The organism is Millisia brevis NBRC 105863 (assembly GCF_001552615.1).
Classification (GTDB): Bacteria; Actinomycetota; Actinomycetes; order Mycobacteriales; family Mycobacteriaceae; genus Millisia; species Millisia brevis.
On the sequence record NZ_BCRN01000001.1, the window covers coordinates 133883 to 150432 of the forward strand.

Consider the following 16550-nt stretch of genomic DNA (forward strand, 5'->3'; position numbering starts at 1 on the left):
GAGGGTGTGGACGCGCTGGTGCGGCGCCGGCTGCGGGAGCTGCGACAGGCCCGCGGGCTGACCCTCGAGTCGGTGGCGACGCGGGCCGGGATCGACGTGTCCACCCTCAGTCGTCTCGAGTCCGGCAAGCGCCGTCTCGCTCTCGACCATCTCCCGCGATTGGCGGCCGCCCTGTCGGTGACCACCGACGACCTGATGCGTGCGCCGGAACAGACCGACCCGCGGGTGAACGGCGCATCGCAGACGCACGACCTGATCACGTTCTGGCCCTTGACCCGTCAGGGACCGGCCGGCGGTCTGCACGCCTACAAGATCCGTATCGACCCGCGGCGGGCCACGCCGCCGCGGGAGTTGCCGATCCACGACGGGAACGACTGGATCTACGTGCTGTCCGGGCGCTTGCGGCTGCTGCTGGGCGACCGGGACTTCACCATCGAGCCCGGCGAGGCGGTCGAGTTCACCACGCGCACACCACATTGGTTCGGGGTCGCGGAGGGCACGGTCGAGGCGATCCTGATCCTCGGGGCGTCCGGCGAGTCGATCCACCTGCACGAGTAGCCGCGCATGTACGAGCAGCGCGAGTCGCCGCCCGAACTGATCTCCCTCGTCTGGCGCGCCCACAGCGACACCGCGGCGACGTACGTCGAACCCGCGGCGGAGAACTGGGGCATCGCGTTTACGCAAAGCACCGACGGCGGCCGGGTCGCGACCGTCATCGGGCCGGCGGTCTCCGCTCGGACCATCGATTATGTGGCGGGAGAAAGACACTGGGGTGTCGACCTGGTCGCACACGTCGCATGGCGCGGGTTGGACAAGGAGCCGCTGCTCGGCCGGATGATCGACATCCCGATCGAGGACGACTGGTGTGTGATCGCCGGGGTGCGCATCACCGTCCCGGGGTACGACGACCTCGAGGCCTTCGTCGACGGGCTGCACCGGCAGGGCCTGCTGGTGACCGATCGCGACGTGTCGACGACTCTGGGCGGCGGCGACGCACACTGGTCCGGCCGCACGATGCAGCGACGGTTCCGCGACGCCACCGGACTGCGCCGCAAGCAGATCGAACAGGTCCGGCGCGCACATCGGGCACGGGATCTGTTGCTGGACGGGGTCAGTCCCGCCGAGGCGGCGCTGCGGGCCGGCTACAGCGACCAGTCCCATATGACGCGCGCCCTGCACGCGCTGATCGGCCGGACGCCCGCGCGGATCATCGAGGAGCGCTGATCGCGGGCTGGCTGTCCGTTTTCTTCAAGAGGAGCCCACCCCGGGTGGGACAGAGTGGTCGGCATGACCACAACCGAAGCCGCACCGACCATCCGCCCCTTCACGATCGAGGTTCCGGGTGCCGACATCGACGACCTGAACAGCCGGCTCGACCGCATCCGCTGGCCGAATGTGCCGGACGGCGCGGACGGCCACGGCTTCGCCCTCTCCGAGGTGCGCGCCCTGGCCGATCGGTGGCGCCACACCTTCGACTGGCGGTCCGTCGAGGCGCGCCTGAACGAACTGAATCACCTGATGATCGACGTGGACGGTGTCACGATGCACGCGGTCCACGAACGCGCCGCCGACGCCTCCGATCGACTCCCGGTCGTGCTGCTGCACGGATGGCCGGACAGCTTCGTCGGGCTGATCGACGTGATGAACGCCCTGGTCGAGGCCGGTCATGACGTCATCGTGCCCAGTCTGCTCGGGTACGGCTTCTCCGGGCAGCCCGCCGGGCCGCTCGCCGTGGAGACGATCGCCGCCGCGGTCGACACCGTCGTCGACCGGTTGGGGTACGCCCGCTATGCGGTGCACGGCGGGGACTGGGGTAGCGCGGTGGCCGAGCATCTGGCGCTCACCCGGCCGGAGCGGGTCGGCGCGATCCATCTGCTCGATGTGCCGTACTACCACATGTTTCTGGTCGACACGGCCGAGGCGACCGACGACGCCGAGCGCACATACCTGGAGGCAGCGGCCGATTGGGGTGACACCAGCGGCTACCTGGCGATCCAGTCGACCCAACCGTTGACACTCGCCTACGGTCTGTCCGATTCTCCGGTCGGACTGCTGGCCTGGATCGGCGAGAAGTACTCGGCGTGGACCGACCGGACACCCGACCCGGATGCGGTGCTGACGCTCGCGTCGCTGTACTGGTTCACCAATACGATCTGGTCGTCGACGCGGCTCTACGCCGAGGGGATGACATCGTGGGACGAGGAGGATTCCGAATCCGACTGGTCGACCCCCGCGGTGGCGGTGCCCGCCGGTTTCGCGCTGTTCCCCGCCGACATCACCTCCGCCCCACGTACCTTCGCGGAGCGCTTCTTCACCGATATCCGCCGCTACAGTCTGATGTCCTCCGGCGGTCACTTCGCGGCCCGCGAACAGCCGCAGGCCGTGGCCGCCGAGATCGTCGCCTTCCTCAGCGGCGTCGCCGCGTCGGCGGACGGTGCGGCTGCGGCAGGATAGGGCGGTGACCCGCCCCTCCCGTGTCGCCGCGGTGCCCGGCAACCCCATCGTCCGCGAACGCATGGCACGCCAGCAGGTGACCGCGCCGAGCTTCGACGACCCGGTCGAGGTGGTGCGGTCGCTCGGCGCGATGCAGGCCCAGGATTACGGACAATCGTTGTGGGCGATCGCCTCCCGGCTGCGGGTACCGGCGATCGAGCCGGTGCGCGACGCGATCGCCTCCGGGCGCATCCTGCGGACCTGGCCGATGCGCGGCACGATCCACTGGGTGCCCGCCGAGGATGCCGGCTGGATGGTCGGGGTCTCGGCCGAACGAACGCTGCGGTCGGCGCGCACCCGGCACGAGGAGTTGGGGGTCGACGCCGCCGCGGTCGCCGCGGCCGACGAACTGTTGACCGCCCGGCTGGTGGGCGGGCACGCGTTGGCCCGCCCGGACGTCATGGCGCTGTGGGAGGACGCCGGGATACGGACGGATCAGCAACGCGGCTATCACCTGCTGTGGACGCTCGCCCACCACGGCCGCATCGCGATCGGCCCGATGGCCGGTAAACAGCAGACATTTGTTCTGCTCGACGAATTCGCGCCCGAGCCCATGCTCTTCGAACCCGTCGCCGGACTGGCTGAACTGGCGGCGCGGTATCTGAACGGGCACGGCCCGGCGACGGTGCACGATGTGGCGTGGTGGACCGGGACCACGGTGTCGGCGTCGCGGGCGGCGGTCGACGCCGCCGCGGCGGCGGGGCGGGTGATCCCTTTCGCGCACGACGACCGGCAGCTGTGGACCGGTGCGAGCACCCCCACCGACGTCGATGAGCCGGTGGGCGTGCGGCTGTTGGCGTCGTTCGACGAATTCTGCCTGGGCTACAAGACGCGCGACGACTGCCTCGATCCCCGCGACTTCACGAAGGTCGTGCCCGGCGCCAACGGCATCTTCCACCCGACCTTCCTCGTCGACGGTGTGGTGGTCGGCACCTGGCGGCGCACCGTGAACGCGAAGTCGATCGACGTCACGGTCGATATCTTCCGACCGCGTTCGGCGACGCTGCGCGATCTTCGGGCGGCGATCGACCGCTTCGTCGACGCCTACGACCTGCCGGTCGGGGCCGTCACCATCGATCGGTGACGGCCCCGCCGATCAGGCGCCGGCACCCACGCTGCGGGGTCGTCCGATGACCACCAGCAGCACGGTCAACACACTCAGCACCGCCATGACCCCGCCGATCTGCGGCAGTGAGGTCAGCGGCCCGAGGATCGCCACTCCCAGCGCCGAACCCGCCTGTCGTCCGGCGTTCAATACGCCTTGCGCCGCGCCGGCGACGTCGGCGGGGGCGTGGACGGCGATATCGGCGGTCGCCGCCGGGATGACGGTGGTGCAGGCCAGCACGAGCGCGATCTCGGCGGGCACGATCCAGGCGAGCGACGAGTTTCCGGCCACCATGATCAGCAGGAGTCCGGCCAGCACGTCGAACATCAGGCCGCCGAGGATGACTCGCCGCGCCCCCCAGGCGGCGACCATGCGACCGGTGAAGATCGGCAGGACGCACATCGGCAATGTCATGGGGATGAAGGTCAATCCGGCCTGCAGTGGTGTGAGGTCACGTTCGAACTGCAGCCACAACGTCACCGCGTAGAGCACGCCGTAGAAGACCAGCGTGGCCACGGCCGCCGCGACGATGCTGCCCCGCAGATCGGGCCGACTCATCAACTGCGGTGGGATCACCGGAAAGGGGGCCCTGCGTTCGGCCACGGCCAACCCGACCCCGAGCACGGCGGAGACCGCCAGGATCACCCACGGCAGCGGACGCGACCAGCCCCCGGTCCCCCCTTCGATCAGGCCGAGCGTCAACGATGTCAGGGTCAGCACCGACAGCACGATGCCCGGGCCGTCCACCGCACGCGCACGCGCCGCCGGCGCGTTCACCAGTCGATGCACCAACCACATCGCCACGAGCGCGATCGGCGGATTCACCAGGAAAATCCATCGCCACCCGCCCAATTCGACGAGGATGCCACCGAGAATCGGTCCGAGCAGCAGACCGCTGCTGGTCAACGCCGCCCAGAGCCCGATCGCCTTGGCCCGCTCCCGCGGATCGGCGTACTGCCCGGCCAGCAACGCCACCGACGACGGGACCAGGCAGGCCGCGGCGACGCCCAGCAGGGCCCGCCCGCCGATCAGGGCGGCCATCGACGGCGCCGCCGCACAGCAGAGCGACAGGACGGCGAAGCCGATCAGCGACCACCGATAGAGCCGAACCGAACCGACCCGATCCGAGATCGCTCCCGCGGCCAGCAGCAGGCCGGCGAAGGTGATCGTATAAGCCGTCGCGGCCCACGGCAGTTGCCCCGCGCTCGCCCCCAGGTCGGCCTGCACATCGGGGAGTGCGACGTTCAGAATCGAGGTGTCGAGCAGCACCAGGAAGTTGCCGATCGAGACACCAACGAATACGACCGCGGAGGTGCGTGAGCGCGCGGCTGTTGCCGTCCGATCGCTCATCACGCACCGATCCCCGTCGGGAGCACCCCGGTGCGCGCCCACTCGACCAGCGGGTCGGCGGCGTCGGTCCCGACGTATTCGATGCGGTTGCCGTACCGATCCGGCTTGGTGATGATCGAGAACGGCGTCCCGCCCTCCTCCATCCGGAAGACACCCTCCGTGCCGACACCACCGGGAGCGTGAAGTTCCTTGAGCCGCAGGCTCATATCCGGCTCCCAGTAGCCGTGGTAGTAGATGCCGCCGCGGTGCGCGGGCCCGACCACCCCGTCTCCGCTCGCCTGAATCAACTCCAGGAACGGTGCGTCGGTCATCGACAGCACGGCCGTTAGCCGGAACGGATGCGGGTCGGGATCCTCGAGGCGCGGGATGTCGAAGGTGCCCGGTTCGGTGAAGCGGACGCCGAGGCTGTCGCTGTAGTACGCGACCGCTGCGGCGAGATCGTCGACCACGATGCCGGTGTGGAAGAACGGGGCCGTGCGCGCCTGCTCGAAGGCGTCGGCGTATTCGACGACTCGCGGGGGCTCGACGAGACAGTCCAGCAGGTGCGGGAGGAAGGCGGCCAGATACGGGGTGGCCGCGTGCGACTCGAAGGCTGCGCGGTCGCGATAGGTTTCGACGACCAGCCGACGCAGCGAATTCGACGCGTCGACGACATAATCAAATCGGGTACAACCGGGCTCGTTGTGAAAAATTTCACCACTGAGGGCCAGCATTAATGCGTCGACACGTTCTTCCGTACCGGGTTTGAGTATTTGTTCGGCCGTGACAGTGATCATGTTCGAGCCTTTCGAATTCATCGAACGGGAATGACTACACCGAAACCGTGGAACGAGTGGTCACCGGCACCGCGAAGGAGGCGCGGTCGCCCACCCAGCGGTCGTCGGGGACCACGGTGGCGAGTTGGGCGAGTTGGGCGTCGTTCAACGGGGAAGACATCGCCGCGGCGTTCTCCCGGGCGCGGTCCGGGCGCCGGGAACCGGGGATGGGGACCACATCGGGCCCCTGCGCCAGCAGCCACCCGAGCGCCGCCTGCGCAGCGGTGATTCCCCAGGAGCGGGCCAGGTCGGCCAGGTGCCGCACCTGCTGCTGGTTGGCTTCCAGCCGGTGCTCCTGGAAGCGCGGGTCGTTGCTCCGGAAGGGGCTCTCGGCGACCGACATCGGATCCACCAGGGTGGCGGTCAGCAGGCCTCGACCCAATGGGCTGTACGGGACCACCCCGATTCCGAGCCGGCGGGCCGTCGGCACCACGTCGAGCTCGGGCTCGCGCCACATGAGAGACCACTCCAGCTGAACGGCGGCCACCGGGTGCGTACGATCCGCCGCTTCCAGCTGGTGCGCGTCGACCTCCGAGACGCCGAGGTGGCGTACCTTTCCGGCGTCGACGAGCCTGCTCATCGCACCGACGGTCTCCTCGACCGGGAATCTCGGGTCGACGCGATGCAGGTAGTAGAGGTCGATGTACTCGACTCCGAGTCGCCTCAGGGATTCCTCGCAGTAGCCCTCGACGTGGTCGGGATTCCCGTCGAGCACAACACCATCGGCGCCACGCACGATGCCGAATTTGGTGGCGATGCGTACCTGATCGCGCGGCGCCGCACCGGCGAGGGCCGCGCCGAGGAGGCGTTCGTTGTGGCCCTGGCCGTAGCTCATCGCCGTATCGAACATCGTCACACCGGATTCGAGGGCCGCGCGAATCGCTGCCGTGGACTCGGTGTCATCGGTGGCGCCGTAGCCCTGCGAAAGACCCATGCAGCCCAGGCCGATTGCGGAGGTTGTCAGACTATTCGGACTATTCAGACCGTTTGCGCCGAGAATTCTTGTGGTCATGCATCAACCATTGCCCGAACCGGCCGGTAGTTCAAAGACACGTTGATGATGGGGGCGATATCGAACTAATATGGGCGCCGTGGAGTTACGCCAGCTGGTGTATTTCGATGCCATCGTTCGTTATGGAGGATTTACGCGGGCCGCGCAGAACCTGCACGTGGCACAACCCGCGATCTCCTCCCAAATACGGAAACTGGAGCACGAACTGGGGGTGCAGTTGCTCGTCCGTTCCCCCCGCGGCGTCGTGGTGACCGAGGCGGGAGCCCAACTGTTGGAGCACGCTCGCGCGGCGTTGTCCTGCGTCGCGGACCTGACCACCACCGCTGCGGAGCATCGCGGCGTCGACTACGGAAGCGTGCGGATCGGGGCGACACCGTTGACCGGTGGCGTCGAGTTGTCCCGGGCGTTGGCCGACTACCGCGGGCGCTATCCCAATGTGCGGCTGACGCTGCGGTCCGGACTCGCGGCGGAACTGATCGAGGCGCTCGTCCAGGGCGAACTCGATCTGGTGGTCGCACCCGAGCACGACTTCCCGGACGGCACGATCACGCTCCGCCGGCTCTCCCGGGAAAAGTTGGTGATGATCGCGCCGGTCCATTGGGACGCGCGCCCCGGCGCGCTGGCGGACATCCTCGAGGAACAGTTCATCTGCCTGCCCGCCAACAGCGGTCTTCGGCGACTGCTGAACACCGCGTTCTCCGCTTTCGATCGGGAGCCCAGCATCGTCTTCGAAACCCACAGCCCGGCCAGCATCCGCGAGATGGTCGCCAACGGCGTCGGGATCGCATTGGTCGCCGAATCGATCGCCACCGCACCGGGACATCCGGTCTCGGTGTTTCACCTCGACGGGCTGCCGGCGCATCCACCGATCTGCGCCTACAGCCCGGTCACCCCGACCAACCCGGCCGCCGCGCGTTTCACCGCCGAGTTGGTGACTCAACCACCGTTGCGGGGAGTGGTGGCATGATCGGCCGCGCGTAGTCCCGACATCATCGCCGCTGTCACCGTCGCCGGATCGTCGGTCCAGGTCGCCTCACCGGCGAGGTGCAGGACGCCGCCGATCGGCGTGGCGATGACGTCATGGTCGGCGGTGGTCGACCCGAGGCGCATGTAGGCATAGGAGCCGCGCGACCACGGGTCGTCCTGCCATCGGGTGATGTGCACTCCGGTGGGCGGGGGTACCGGCCCGTAGATCTCGGCGAGGGCGTCGAGCACCGATGCGGTGATCCGTTGGTCACTCCAGTCGCGGATCTCGGCCGCGCAGGGCCCGGCGGCGAAGGTCAGCAGGGTGGGCACCCCGTGCAGGCGGGTTAGGTCGTACCAGGAATGCCACCACCGGGCGGCCGGTCCCTGGCGGCGGATCGCGTAGACGCCGTCGTCCCAGAAGCGGTCCTCGAAGCGCAGGAACACCTTTTCGAAGGCGTTCATCGCCAGGCGTTCGATCGCTGCGGCGACCGGTTCGGGAAGCGGCGGTTCGAACGTGAGGTCGCCGGCCTGCAGGACACCGATCGGCACGGTGACCACGGCGTTTGCGGCGCGGACGGTTCCATCGGACATGACGGCGGTGACCCCCGCGTCCGACCAGTCGATCCGGTGCACCGGGGTGTCGAGCCGGATGTCGAGCCCCTCGGCCAGGCCGTAGGCCAGCTGGTCGTAGCCGTCGGGGAAGACGACCTCGTCGCCGATCGTCTCGTCGTCGTCGAGGCCGTGCGCGTCGAGGTCGGCCCACCACACGCCGTACTGCTCCTCGGTGCGGTGCCGGAGGAATTCGGCCACCCGCTCGGCCCGCTCGTTCTCCCATCCCAGTGTCGTGAACGCCGCCTGCGCGGCGTCGCGATAGGACAGCCCGGGGTCCGCCGCGGCGATGATGTCGCCCAGGACCCTGTCGCAGGCGCCGACGTCGGCGATGAACGACTCTGTGTCGACGGCGGAAAGCCGGGTTCCGTCGGGGCCGTAGTAGGCGATCGGGCGCCCCCCGGCCTGATAACTGCCCACCGTGAATTCGACGTCGGGCATGTCGAACGCGCGGGTCGTCTCGTGCACCGGACTGTCGGTGATGCCGTGGATCCAGGAGGCGCCGAGGTCGGTGACGAGGACCCGCCCGTCGGGACCCGGTTCGCGCAAGGTGTGGACCCGGCCGCCGATCCGATCGCGAGCTTCGAGCACCACGACGCGGCGGCCCGCAGCGGTGAGCGTGCGAGCGGCGGCGAGGCCGGAGATGCCGGCGCCGACCACGAGGGTGTCGAACGCGGGTCCATCGGGATCGGGCATGTGCGTCAGCCTATGGCCCGGCTCAGCCGTCGGGCAGCCGCATGACATAACCGATGCGCGGGACGGTGTGAATCAGGGCAGGCCCGTTCGCGTCGACCTTGCGCCGCAGGTAGGAGATATAAGTCTGGAGAACTCCGTCGTTGCCGTTGAAGTCGTATTCCCAGACATAGTCGAGAATCTGCCGTTTGGTCAGCACCCGGCCGGCGTTGACCAGCAGGTAACGTAGCAGAGCGAACTCGGTGGGCGTCAGGTCGAGTCGCACACCCGCGCGGGTGATCCGGTGTGCGTCGTCATCGATCACCAAGTCGGCAAAAACCAGCGCAGTGCCGGCTCGATCCGTTCCGGCACGCCGCAGGACACTGCGGACCCGGGCGATCAATTCCTCGAGACTGAACGGCTTGGTGACGTAGTCGTCACCGCCGACGGTCAATCCGGCCACCTTGTCCTCGGTGGCGTCGCGAGCAGTCAGGAAGACGACGGGGGCGGACCTACCGGCCGCTCGGAGTTCGCGGCACAGGTCGATCCCGGAGCCGTCCGGCAGGCCGATATCGAGGACGATCAGGTCCGGTTCGAAGTCGGCGACAGCGACCTTGGCGGCAGCGGCGGTACCTACGGACTCGGTCTCGAATCCCTCGTAACGCAAAGCCGTTGAGACGAGATCGGCCAGGTACACCTCGTCGTCGACCACCAGCACTCGGGCACGGCGCGTCGTACGCTCCTCCCCCATCAGCCGAGTCACACCTCCAGTTCTATCGGGCGACGTTCCGCTTGTCCGCCCTACGCCTCTTAGAGAACTCTGTGACAGAGGAATCCAAGAAGCACCACACATCCGCCCAAGAACGGATTGTTGTGCTTGCCCTATGAAAACTCTCTCGGGTGTTGTCCTGAATCATGCGCGAACGGTCGTCATCGTCGCGCTCGCCCTGATGATGGCCGGAGCGGGATGCGTCCTGCTGCTGGTACCGCAGATCTCCGAGCGGAACGAATATCCGGGCCTACCCGCATACGAGGCGAACGCGGCGATCGATCGCCACCTGGGTACCGGCGGCTACGAGCGCCCGATCATCCCCGTCATCGTCCTGCCCGAGGGAACCGATGCGCGCGCTCCCGACGTCGTGGCAGATCTGTCGGCGGGATTCGCCGCCATCGAATCCCGCACCGGTGCCCGGGTGGCAAGTTACGGAAACACCTCGGACGCCGTGTTCATCGGGAACGACCACCGCACGACGTTCGCGTTGGTGTACGGCCCGCATGTATCGCAAGGGGGCATCCCCGGAAGCGCGCTGGGGGAGGGAATCGTCCTGGACCAACAGATCATGGATGCTCTCGAGGGTCGACTCCCCGCAGGCTCCACGCTGACGGTTACCGGCCTCGACACCCTCGCGACCGGGTCGGACACCGGAGGCCTGAACGTCGCCATGAAACTGGCCATGACGATCGTGGCCGCATTGATCGTGCTCGCGTGGGTCTTCCGCTCCGCTCTCGCGGCTGTGCCGCTACTGATCGCCCTGGTGGCGCTACCGGTCTCCTGTATCGGACTGTTCCTGGTGTCACCATTTGTGCCCATCCACGAAACAACTCTGCAGATGGTCCCCTTGTTCGGTATCGGTATTGCCGTCGACTACGCACTGATCCTGGTCATCAGGTGGCGCGAGGAACGCGCACACGGCTATCGGGGCGACGAAGCGGTACACCGGGCCATGGACACCTCCGGTCACGCCATTCTGTTCAGCAGCGGCGCTGTGGCTCTGGGGCTGTCGACCATGCTGATCCTGCCGATTCCCCTACTGCGCAGTCTCGCCATCGGCGGCGTCGCGGTCGCGGCGGCGAGCGCGCTGGCGGCCATCGTGCTGCTTCCCGTGTTGCTCTCCGCCGCCGGGCGTCGTCTCGATCGCAATCCCGAGAAGTCGGAACGCCACGACCGGCGAGAGGAGAAGGCCGGTCGCGCCTGGACGGCTTGGGCGCAGCTGATCGTTCGGTATCGCTGGATCGCAGCCGTCTCCTGTACCGCCGCCCTGTTGGCACTGGCCGTGGCGGGATCGACCATCAACCTCCACCTGCCGGCCGCCGAGAACCTCAGCCAGTCGGGACCGGGGCGAGAAGGCCTGACGCAGTTGGAGGACACCGGTGTGCCGGCCGGAGTCCTCACCTCGTTCGACGTGTTCGTGGACGACGCCACCGATGCACCGACGGTAGTAGGGACCCTCGAAGGTGTTGCGGGCGTTCGTACCGTCCTGTGGTCCCGGGAGTCGTCGTGGCTCGGCGATGGCTCGGCGGTGGTCACGGTGGTTCCCTACGAGGAGGGCGGAACTCCGGCCGGGCGGGCGACCATCGATCGGGTCATCGCAGCAGCACCGGACGGGTCGATGGTCGGCGGCAATGTCGCCCAGCAGATGGACTACATCGACGCCGCCTACGGCACGTTCCCCCTGGTGCTGACCCTGCTGGGATTCGTGACCTTCATGATGCTGGCGGTGGCGTTCCGTTCGTTGGTATTGCCCATCAAGGCGATTCTGCTGAACCTGTTGTCCCTCGGTGCCGTTCTGGGAGCGATGGTCATCCTGTGGCAGTGGGGCTGGGGTACGGAGGCCATCTTCGGGCTTCAACCGGACGGCACGGTGGGAACCTTTGTCCCCCTGACCATCTTCGCGTTCCTCTTCGGTCTGACGATGGACTACGAGGTCTTCATCCTCTCGCGCATGCGTGAGGAGTACGACGCCACCGGTTCCACGCGGGAAGCGGTGATCCGCGGCGTCGGACGCACAGGACGCCTGGTGAGCGCAGCCGCCCTCATCCTGTTCTTCTCCTTCGCTTCGATGACCACCGGCGGGGAACTGGACGTGGCGGTATTCGCCTCGGGAATGGCGTTGGGGCTGTTGATCGATGCCACCATCATCCGCTCGATTCTCGTCCCGGCCACGGTCGCGATGATGGGACGGTGGAATTGGCGACTTCCGACATGGGGCATCACGCGGGCACTCCCGGCGGCCGAGGCGCCACGCTCCGGTAGGCATGTCCGGTCGGGGTGATGGTCTCGACCGCGTGTCGTCCGGAGGGATGGGCAACGGTTCGGGTCACCCATCCGGACGGCTGTTTGGCGTGGTTGCACCCCGCGCACAATCCCTGCCCGTTGGCGAACGTGGTCGGCCCACCCGCGGCGACGGGAGTGATGTGGTCGATATGCCGAATCGGCGCATCACAGTAGGGCATGCGGCAGGTGCGATCCCGGGTGCGGATCATCCGCCCCAATCCGGCCGGGAAACACCTGGAGCGCGATTCCATGGCCACGATCCCGACCGGATTGGTGTACACCCGGCGCAGAGTTGCGAGGCCTTCGGCGTCGGCGGCCACGACCAGATCGCGGGCGAGGTCGGCGGGGATCGGCCCAAACCCTTCGCAGTGGGCCGGTTCGTTCCCACGCCCGAACAGCGTGGTGTCCGAGATCGTGAGGTTCACCTCGACCGGCACCACCGGCATTCCGGTCGCAGGCGTGGTCGTGTGCAGGACCCGGTCGACGAGGGTGTCGACCATGATCGCTCCACCGGAGCGCTCGTCACCGGTGTGTGGGGCCGCGTCGGCTGCGCGCCGCAGGGCGGCGTACACGGCGACTCCCTCCACGAGGGGGACGGTCGCCGAGAGTCGGGCCATCCCACCGGGAAGTGGCCGCAGGGAGACCCGCCGATCCTTCACGGCCTGTTCGGCGGCCCTGACGAATACCTCCCGGTCGGCCTGGTAGGCCCACTCCCGGATCTCCTTCTCCAACTGTCGGACCGACAGCGACTCGAGCCGGTCGAGGTCGGCCCCGATTCTCGCGTCGATCGCGCCTCGATCCTCCCGCGAGATGCACGCGGTCTCACGGGCAATGATCGTCGCGCGCCATTCGTCGATCCGCCCCGCCCGCAACGCGGAGAACGTGTGTGGCATCTCCGTGGTCAGCACCATCGCCAACCCGACTCGGCGACCACCGGCGTGCGGGGATTCCCGCCGCGCCATCCCGACCTGAGCGTTGATGCTGCGATTGATCCGTTCGACCTTTTCGGCGCGGTGAGTGACGCCGCGTTGGGAGCGGACGAACTCCGCGGTGACCGCTGCCGCGTATCCGGCGGCGGCGGCCGTCAACCGGGAGATCGCTGCCAACGCGTCGATACGGGTGTGATCGTCACCCGGCCCGGCCGATCGCGTGAGCGCGGCAATCCAGGTGTCGAGCACCTCGGGGGTCACCGCACCCGGTAACACAGGCATCTCCGATGGGAACATGTGTTCGACACTATCCGATCCGACCGACAACAAGCCAGAGCCGTCTCTCATCTGTGGATAACTCCGCACCTGTGGAAAATGCAGGAGCGCAATCGAATCGCGGATCGCCGGCTGTCGGTGCGGGCGAGTACGTTGCGGATCAATCGAACATTCGAGCGACACGGAAGGGAGTCGAGCCGATATGACGCAGCGGATCGAACGAGCCGAGAACCGAGGCCCACCGACGGTGGACCCGACTCGCACCGCAGAGCGCCGGAACCGACCACGCACACTGTGTGCGTGGATCTCAACCAGGTGGCGACCGAGCTGTACGCGGGCTCCCGCGAGGAGTTCGTCGCCCGACGGACGGAACTGGCCAAGCGGGCCCGCTCCGGAGGGGACCGCGACCTGGCGAAGCAGATCGGCGAGCTGCGCAAACCGACCGCAGGGGCGTGGGTGGTCAACCGGCTCGCGACCGACCCGGAGAGCAACCTGGCCGGCCTGCTCGAACTCGGCACCCGGCTGCGCGCCGCCCAGTTCGCGCTGGATACCGCCGGCATGCGGACGCTCGGGACCGACCGACGCCGAGCGATCGCGACCCTGGTGCGCCATGCCCAACGGATCGCGCAGGACGCCGGCATCGCCGTGGGCGCCGGACTGGTCCGCGACGTCGAGGAGACCCTGACCGCCGCAGTCGCGGACGAGGCGGCCGCCCGGGCGGTGGCGTCCGGACAGTTGACCCGGACGCTGCAGTACTCCGGATTCGGCGAGGTCGACCTGGAAGCCGCCACGGCGACCAGGCATCCGAGCACGCCGGAAGACCCGACCGCCGGGTCGGTGGGAGACGGCGCGCCCGATCGGGACGAGCGAGCGATATCCGACGGCGCCGCCGCGGCAGCCGACACCGCAGACGCAGACGCAGACGCAGACGCAGACGCAGACGCAGACGCAGACGCAGAAAGGAAAGCACAAGCAGCCCAACAGAAGCAGCGGGAAACAGCCCGACAGGCCCTGTTCGCAGCAACCGAACGGTACGGCCGGGCCGAGCTCGAGCAGGCGGTCGCGGACGCACAGGTTCGCACCACCGCGGGCGCGCTCGAACACCTGCAGAGCGATCTGGCCGACCTGATCGAGCGCATCGAGCAGGCCCGCGCGGCGGCGACCGCGGCTACCGCTCGTGCGGCCGAGGCCGCGGACGAACTCAGCAGTGCCAGTGCGGAATTGGCGCGCGTCCGAGAAACCTCGGCCCGCGCGCGAGACGCCGACTGAACGATGCGGACCACGGTGGTCGGGCGGGTCGCCTCAGGGTGAAGACCGGGGTATTCCCCGATGGAGCCCAGTCCGATTCGCCCGTAGCGTCGACCCCGGTATCGGCCACTCGGCAGGGGGAAGCTCGTGACCAGCCCACGCGTAGAAACCGTTTCGCCCGAACATCCTTCCGAGCGAACGAGTCGGTTCGCCGGTTGGGACCGCCCGATGCTGTGGATGGCGGCCGCCATGGCCACCTACAGCGTGATCGCGGTGATCGGCCTGGCGATCGACGACCGCATGATCACCGGCGCGCCGGCTTGGGCCAAGCCGCTCAAGTTCGGCATCTCGATCGCCCTCTACGGGGTGGTGTGGGCGTGGCTGCTGTCGTACCTGACCGGGCGGCCCCGCCGTATCGCGTCGATCGCCTCGATCGGGATCGTCGCCGCCTTCGCGGTCGAGATGGTCGCGATCACCGTCCAGGTGCTGCGCGGAACGTCGAGCCATTTCAATCAGCAGTCCACCTTCGACAGCACCGTCTACTCCGCGATGGCGGGTTCGGTTGTCGCGCTCTACCTGCTGACCCTGGGCCTGAGCATCCTGCTGTTCCGCGTCACCATTCCGGATCGGGCCCTCCGGCATGCCATCCGCTGGGGCGTGGTGATCGGACTGGTCGGCATGGGCCTCGCCTTCCTGATGACCTCACCGACCGCGCAACAGCTGGCGACCGAGGACGCCGGCGGCACGGTCGATGCGATGGGCGCCCATACCGTCGGTGCGGTCGACGGCGGCCCCGGCCTGCCGCTGCTGGGATGGAGTACCGAGTACGGCGATCTGCGCATCGGCCACTTCGTGGGAATGCACGCCCTGCAGATCATTCCGCTGGTCGCGCTCCTGCTGGCCGGCCTGGCGCCGCGGCGACCGTGGCTGACCGAACACGTACGGACCACCCTGATCACCGTGCTCGCGGCGGCCTGGCTGGCCGCCACCGGCCTGGTCACCTGGCAGGCGCTGCGCGGCCAGTCGATCGTCGCGCCCGACATGGTGACTCTGCAGGCGTGGGGACTGCTGGCCATCGGCATGGTCGCCGGGGTCGGCCTCGGCATCCGCCTCGGTGGACCCGCATCCAGCGACGGCACGGCCATCGCAACAGTCCGGCGATCGGTGGCGGCTCACCCACCCACAGCGAAAAACTATCCCGAATAGTAGTAATGTGGCCGGGACCGTTATCGCCGCGTGATTTCGACGCGGCGACCAGCCGACCACGAGGACCTACTGTGGCTCACCATCGCAAACCGTCGGTGCGGCGGGAACGAACGTTGAGCGTCTCGCTGGCGCTCGGCGCCGTCTTCGCGGCCGCCACCACGACCGCCGGCGCGTTGCCGGGCGAGAGCCGGGACGTCGAGGAGGTCGCCGATCCGGCCGGCACGCCGCCGACCGATCCCATCCCGGCCGCCGACGCCGTCGACGCCGCCGGACTGCTGCCGCCCGCACCCGCGCAGATCCTTCCGGTCGTCGCGACGGGCCCCGGCGCCGAACTGCTCGACAGCCTCCGCCGCGCCACCGTGCGGGACGCCGAACGCGCGGCGGCCGAGGCCGAGGCGATGCGACCGCGCACCTTCTTCCCCGTGTCCGGCACGGTGACCTCCGGCTTCGGGCCGCGCTGGGGCACCACCCACTACGGTCTCGACATCGCGAACACCATCGGGACCCCGATCGTGTCGGTCACCGACGGCACCGTGATCGATGCGGGGCCGGCGTCCGGCTTCGGGATGTGGGTGCGCATCCTGCAGGACGACGGGACCATCGGGGTGTTCGGACATATCGATCAGGCCCTGGTCAGCGTGGGTCAGCGGGTCAGCGCCGGCGAGACGATCGCCACGGTCGGCAACCGCGGCCAGTCGACCGGACCGCATCTGCACTACGAGGTGTGGCAGGCCGACGGCAGTAAGACCGCGCCGATGGCGTGGTTGAATGCACGAGGAATCGGCCTGCCCTCCGACGCCGCCGTCTGACGAGG

At 68.4% G+C, this 16550-nt stretch carries 15 protein-coding genes; 9 read left to right on the top strand and 6 right to left on the bottom strand.

What is annotated here, in order from left to right:
* Positions 1 to 6: 6 nt before the first annotated feature.
* The 4 genes from MB1_RS00585 to MB1_RS00600 all read left to right on the top strand — a co-directional run bounded on the left by MB1_RS00585 (position 7) and on the right by MB1_RS00600 (position 3577).
* The gene (locus tag MB1_RS00585) at positions 7 to 558 is read left to right on the top strand and encodes an XRE family transcriptional regulator (protein WP_245649960.1); all 552 of its coding nucleotides are present in this window, start codon (positions 7 to 9) and stop codon (positions 556 to 558) included.
* 6 nt (positions 559 to 564) lie between these two features.
* Positions 565 to 1224 (top strand): helix-turn-helix domain-containing protein, encoded by a 660-nt coding sequence (locus MB1_RS00590; protein ID WP_066902671.1) that lies wholly within the window; start codon positions 565 to 567, stop codon positions 1222 to 1224.
* Positions 1225 to 1287: 63 nt separating this feature from the next.
* Positions 1288 to 2454, top strand: a complete 1167-nt coding sequence (locus tag MB1_RS00595; RefSeq protein WP_066902673.1) for an epoxide hydrolase family protein — start codon at positions 1288 to 1290, stop codon at positions 2452 to 2454.
* Positions 2455 to 2458: 4 nt separating this feature from the next.
* Positions 2459 to 3577: a winged helix DNA-binding domain-containing protein gene (locus MB1_RS00600; protein WP_157083831.1), complete on the top strand. Its 1119-nt coding sequence runs from the start codon at positions 2459 to 2461 to the stop codon at positions 3575 to 3577.
* Positions 3578 to 3589: 12 nt separating this feature from the next.
* On the opposite strand, the gene MB1_RS00605 is transcribed toward MB1_RS00600, so the two are convergent.
* Genes MB1_RS00605 through MB1_RS00615 form a run of 3 tightly spaced genes read right to left on the bottom strand, consistent with a single transcriptional unit; the run spans position 3590 to position 6775 of the window.
* Positions 3590 to 4948 carry an MFS transporter gene (locus MB1_RS00605; RefSeq protein WP_066903393.1) on the bottom strand — a complete coding sequence of 453 codons (1359 nt, stop codon included), beginning with the start codon at positions 4946 to 4948 and terminating at the stop codon, positions 3590 to 3592.
* Complete coding sequence (locus MB1_RS00610) at positions 4948 to 5745, bottom strand: antibiotic biosynthesis monooxygenase (protein WP_084350557.1); 798 nt, start codon at positions 5743 to 5745, stop codon at positions 4948 to 4950. The genes MB1_RS00605 and MB1_RS00610 overlap by 1 nt, the downstream gene beginning before the upstream one ends.
* Before the next feature lie 13 nt (positions 5746 to 5758).
* The gene (locus tag MB1_RS00615) at positions 5759 to 6775 is read right to left on the bottom strand and encodes an aldo/keto reductase (protein WP_066902682.1); all 1017 of its coding nucleotides are present in this window, start codon (positions 6773 to 6775) and stop codon (positions 5759 to 5761) included.
* Between the two features lie 79 nt (positions 6776 to 6854).
* On the opposite strand from MB1_RS00615, the gene MB1_RS00620 reads away from it, so the two are divergent.
* Positions 6855 to 7742 (top strand): LysR family transcriptional regulator, encoded by an 888-nt coding sequence (locus MB1_RS00620; protein WP_084350690.1) that lies wholly within the window; start codon positions 6855 to 6857, stop codon positions 7740 to 7742.
* Here the strand turns inward: MB1_RS00620 and MB1_RS00625 are convergent.
* On the bottom strand, positions 7712 to 9046 hold the full coding sequence (locus MB1_RS00625) for a flavin monoamine oxidase family protein (protein WP_066902683.1): 1335 nt from the start codon (positions 9044 to 9046) through the stop codon (positions 7712 to 7714). The two genes, MB1_RS00620 and MB1_RS00625, sit on opposite strands and share 31 nt — an antisense overlap.
* A gap of 22 nt (positions 9047 to 9068) precedes the next feature.
* Positions 9069 to 9773, bottom strand: coding sequence for a response regulator transcription factor (locus MB1_RS00630; RefSeq protein ID WP_066902685.1), 705 nt, complete (start codon positions 9771 to 9773; stop codon positions 9069 to 9071).
* A 133-nt stretch (positions 9774 to 9906) separates the two neighbouring features.
* Here MB1_RS00630 and MB1_RS00635 point away from each other — a divergent pair, with 133 nt between their 5' ends.
* Complete coding sequence (locus tag MB1_RS00635; RefSeq protein WP_066902687.1) at positions 9907 to 12075, top strand: MMPL family transporter; 2169 nt, start codon at positions 9907 to 9909, stop codon at positions 12073 to 12075.
* Here MB1_RS00635 and MB1_RS25925 read toward each other — a convergent pair.
* A complete protein-coding gene (locus tag MB1_RS25925; RefSeq protein ID WP_169801574.1) occupies positions 12014 to 13288 on the bottom strand; it encodes an HNH endonuclease in 1275 nt (424 codons plus the stop codon). The two genes, MB1_RS00635 and MB1_RS25925, sit on opposite strands and share 62 nt — an antisense overlap.
* A gap of 294 nt (positions 13289 to 13582) precedes the next feature.
* Between MB1_RS25925 and MB1_RS25930 the strand changes: the two genes are divergently transcribed.
* The 3 genes from MB1_RS25930 (at position 13583) to MB1_RS00655 (ending at position 16545) form a co-directional block, all read left to right on the top strand.
* Positions 13583 to 14551 carry a hypothetical protein gene (locus MB1_RS25930; RefSeq protein WP_066902689.1) on the top strand — a complete coding sequence of 323 codons (969 nt, stop codon included), beginning with the start codon at positions 13583 to 13585 and terminating at the stop codon, positions 14549 to 14551.
* A gap of 228 nt (positions 14552 to 14779) precedes the next feature.
* The gene (locus MB1_RS00650; protein WP_157083834.1) at positions 14780 to 15736 is read left to right on the top strand and encodes a hypothetical protein; all 957 of its coding nucleotides are present in this window, start codon (positions 14780 to 14782) and stop codon (positions 15734 to 15736) included.
* Positions 15737 to 15807: 71 nt separating this feature from the next.
* Positions 15808 to 16545: a M23 family metallopeptidase gene (locus tag MB1_RS00655; protein ID WP_245649961.1), complete on the top strand. Its 738-nt coding sequence runs from the start codon at positions 15808 to 15810 to the stop codon at positions 16543 to 16545.
* The last annotated feature ends 5 nt before the right edge of the window (positions 16546 to 16550 follow it).